Below are 3613 nucleotides of genomic sequence, written 5' to 3'. Positions count from 1 at the left end.
GAAACCACGCAGCGATAGGTTCTAGGACTTGACTCAGTTGTTCTCCCATTGGTTTTAATTCATCTTTCTTTACATCTATCTATTTTCACACATTTTGCCCTTCCAGCCAGTTAAATGTTCAGCACAAAACCTGGGACAGTAGGATATAAAAAACAAATCAAGAGTAAGCGAATTTTCTCTCGCTTACCCTCTGATCCTCAATCCGGCAACGTTTTAAGCGCCGCCTCTTAATTTATCCAATACGCTGCGATCTTCCAATGTAGACGTATCTCCAGCCACATCCTGACCGGCTGCTAAATTCCGCAACAAACGCCGCATAATCTTACCCGATCGCGTTTTGGGCATTCCCTCTGTAAAGCGAATCTCACCGGGACGGGCAATGGCACCAATTTCCTTAACCACATGTGCCTTAAGTTCATTTGCCAATTCCTCTGTTGGACTGTAGTCATTCTCCAACATGACAAAAGCAAAAACATTTTCCCCTTTCACCTCATCCGGTTGTCCAACCACAGCCGCTTCTGCTACGGCGGGATGGGAGACTAACGCCGATTCAATTTCCATAGTACCGAGGCGATGTCCAGAGGTATTAATCACATCATCCACGCGCCCCATCACCCAGAAATAGCCATCTTCATCTCGACGCGCACCATCCCCAGCAAAGTAGAGATACTGCCCGTCTTTGGGTGCAATATGTTCCCAATAGGTGCGGCGGAAGCGATCCGGATCACCATACACCGTTCGCATCATTCCGGGCCAAGGGTGCTTAATCACCAGATATCCCCCTTGATTTGCCGCAACCGGATTGCCTTCTAAATCGACAATATCTGCCAGAATACCTGGAAACGGTAACGTGGCTGAACCCGGTTTGGTGGGAATCGCACCAGGTAGGGGCGTAATCATAAATCCCCCTGTCTCCGTTTGCCACCAGGTATCGACAATTGGACAACGTTCCCCGCCAATAATTCGGTGATACCACATCCAGGCTTCTGGATTAATCGGTTCACCGACGGTTCCCAAAATCCGTAAAGAGGACAAGTTTCGGGCTTTGGGATGGTGTTCCCCCATCTTAATTAATGCCCGAATTGCAGTTGGTGCGGTATAGAAAATATTGACGCCATATTTTTCCACCATATCCCATAAACACCCTGGATTCGAGGGACGGGGTGCGCCTTCATACATGACGGTGGTGGCACCATTGGACAGGGGACCATAAACGATGTAACTGTGACCCGTAATCCAACCCACGTCAGCGGTACACCAGTAAACATCAGTGTCTTTGAGATCAAAAGTCCATTTCAGGGTGATATGGGTGTAAAGGTTATAGCCAGCGGTGGTGTGAACAACACCTTTGGGTTTCCCGGTTGTCCCAGAGGTGTAGAGAATGAACAGCATGTCCTCACTATCCATGGGTTCAGCGGGACAATCCCCTGATACCCCGGCTTGTAAATCATGCCACCAATGATCGCGCCCGGGTTCCATCTGGATTTTCTGCTGGGTACGTTGAACCACGAGGACGTTTTCTACCGTGGGTGCGCCGTTATTGGCAAGGGCTTTATCGACTTCGGGTTTCAGGGGAACAATCTTATCTTTACGCCAGCCGCCATCTGCGGTGACGACTACTTTCGCTTGGGCGTCTACTAATCGATCTTTTAAGGCTTCGGAACTAAACCCGCCAAATACCACGGTATGCGGCGCACCAATCCTGGCACAAGCTAGCATCGCGATCGCGGCTTCTGGAATCATGGGCATATAAATCCCCACGCGATCGCCTTTTTTCACGCCTAATTGCTTGAGGACATTGGCAAATTGGCAAACTTCCCGGTGCAGTTGGGCATAGGTTAGGGTGCGGGAATCGCCTGGTTCCCCTTCCCAAATCAAGGCAGCTTTATTCCGTCGCCAGGTGGTTAGGTGTCTGTCTAGGCAATTATAGGAAATATTCGTCTTGCCTCCGACAAACCATTTAGCGAAGGGAGGTTGCCAATCGAGGACTGTATCCCATTTCTGGAACCAGTGTAACTCTTGTTCGGCTAACTCCGCCCAAAATTTTAACGGGTCAGCTTTTGCCTTGTCATAGAGGCGCTGATACTCTTCCAGACTCTGAATGTGGGCAGTCTGGGAAAATTTAGCTGGGGGTTGGAATCGGCGTTTTTCTTGCAGAACTGATTCTATAGTCGATTCAGGCATTGTTTGCGGTTGTTATCTGCTACTGTACTCAAACCATTTTGAAGGCAGATTTGCCGGAATGAGCAATTTTGACGTTTTGTAAAGCTTACCGACTCCTCGATAGGGGCGGCATTATTTGTCATTCGTCATTCGTCATTTGTCATTTGTCATTTGTAAGGGTTTGAGGTCTATTTACATAATTTAATATAGTTGAGCATGAATAAGGGCAGGTTTTGTTTAGCCGTTATTGGTGATTCAGCTAGCGTTAGTTCCTAAACCTGCCCCGACCAAATACCCACTGTTTTAACCCATGAATAAGGGCGGGTTTTGTTTCACCGTTATCGGTGATTAAGCTAGCGTTAATTCCTAAACCCGCCCCGACAATTGATGCTTTGGCTAGGTTCAGGGCAGGGTTTTTCTTCCCTGTTCCCTGTGACACACCGAGCGTGTTACTGAGCGAAGCCGAAGTAAGTCGAGGTGTTCACTGTTCACTGTCTCTAAGTAGGTTGGTGGAAATAAACTCAACCTTATGAAGTTATGTTAACAAGCCTCAAACCCTTACAAATGACGAATGACGAATGACGAATGACGATCCCCACCGTTAACTTTAATTGTCCCCACCTACTTACCCTCATGAGTTCCCCATCTCAACTAAAAACGTGACATGAAAGTCGTTCAACAAACGGTGACATTACTGACGCTGAAAGAACGCCCAATTGGGGTTTGGATATTGAGTGGCTTAACAGCCGCGATCGGATTGCTGATTTTTCTTTCTTCTAATTCATCGATTGATTGGTTCGGATTGGTTTGTATTATCTTAGCGAATGTGATGATATTCAGTAGTCCGGTGAAGACATGCCAATTTGACAAACAGGGCAACTGGGTCATATTTCAGCAACAAGGTTGGTTAGGAACCAAGGTAATCCGCCGTCCAATTGACCAGGTGACTGAGGTACAAGTTGAACAGCTTAACCTATTCGGGTTTAAGTTATATCGGCTCAGGTTGGTGCTTTTCTCTGGAGAGCTATTCTATTTGACTCCAATTCCTTCTACAGATTGTAGACTACAGCAACATTTAGCCAAAAGGATTAAACAGTTTCTTGCCTGACAAATCAATCCTAAATAGGGGTAGTCGCATAAACTTGAAACCCTTAAAAATAAAGGGATTAAGGGCGATTAAAGGTTGATTGAATACAAGCAAATTTGCCTCTATAGATAAAACCATACAAAATAGCGAGCGAGACGCTCGCACTACAACCGTTCCCTGTTAAGCAGTTCCCTCCACTCACCCCAAAACTTATTCAGCAAGCCCTAAGTAATACTCAAGTTTCACTTTTAGCGGATAACTGAAAACCAATAGGTTGACCAACTGTCTTTTTCACATAGTCTAAAATTTCTTGATAAGCGTCTGGATTGGTTTTCGGATGGATAATGAGTCGCACCTTACCAT

3 protein-coding genes are annotated in these 3613 nt (G+C 46.4%); 1 reads left to right on the top strand and 2 read right to left on the bottom strand.

Annotated elements, in window-relative coordinates:
- Window positions 1–213 precede the first annotated feature (213 nt).
- The gene (gene acs / locus ACLFWI_RS28400; RefSeq protein WP_446415718.1) at window positions 214–2184 is read right to left on the bottom strand and encodes an acetate--CoA ligase; all 1971 of its coding nucleotides are present in this window, start codon (window positions 2182–2184) and stop codon (window positions 214–216) included.
- Window positions 2166–2306: a hypothetical protein gene (locus ACLFWI_RS28395; protein ID WP_446415717.1), complete on the bottom strand. Its 141-nt coding sequence runs from the start codon at window positions 2304–2306 to the stop codon at window positions 2166–2168. The genes acs and ACLFWI_RS28395 overlap by 19 nt, the downstream gene beginning before the upstream one ends.
- Window positions 2307–2827: 521 nt before the next feature.
- On the opposite strand from ACLFWI_RS28395, the gene ACLFWI_RS28390 reads away from it, so the two are divergent.
- The gene (locus ACLFWI_RS28390; RefSeq protein WP_446415716.1) at window positions 2828–3271 is read left to right on the top strand and encodes a hypothetical protein; all 444 of its coding nucleotides are present in this window, start codon (window positions 2828–2830) and stop codon (window positions 3269–3271) included.
- Window positions 3272–3613: the final 342 nt, after the last annotated feature.

The organism is Coleofasciculus sp. (assembly GCF_046539235.1).
In the GTDB taxonomy this organism is placed as follows: domain Bacteria; phylum Cyanobacteriota; class Cyanobacteriia; order Cyanobacteriales; family Coleofasciculaceae; genus Coleofasciculus.
Note: the sequence above shows the minus strand (reverse complement) of the source record. Positions and strands in the feature narration are given on the sequence as shown.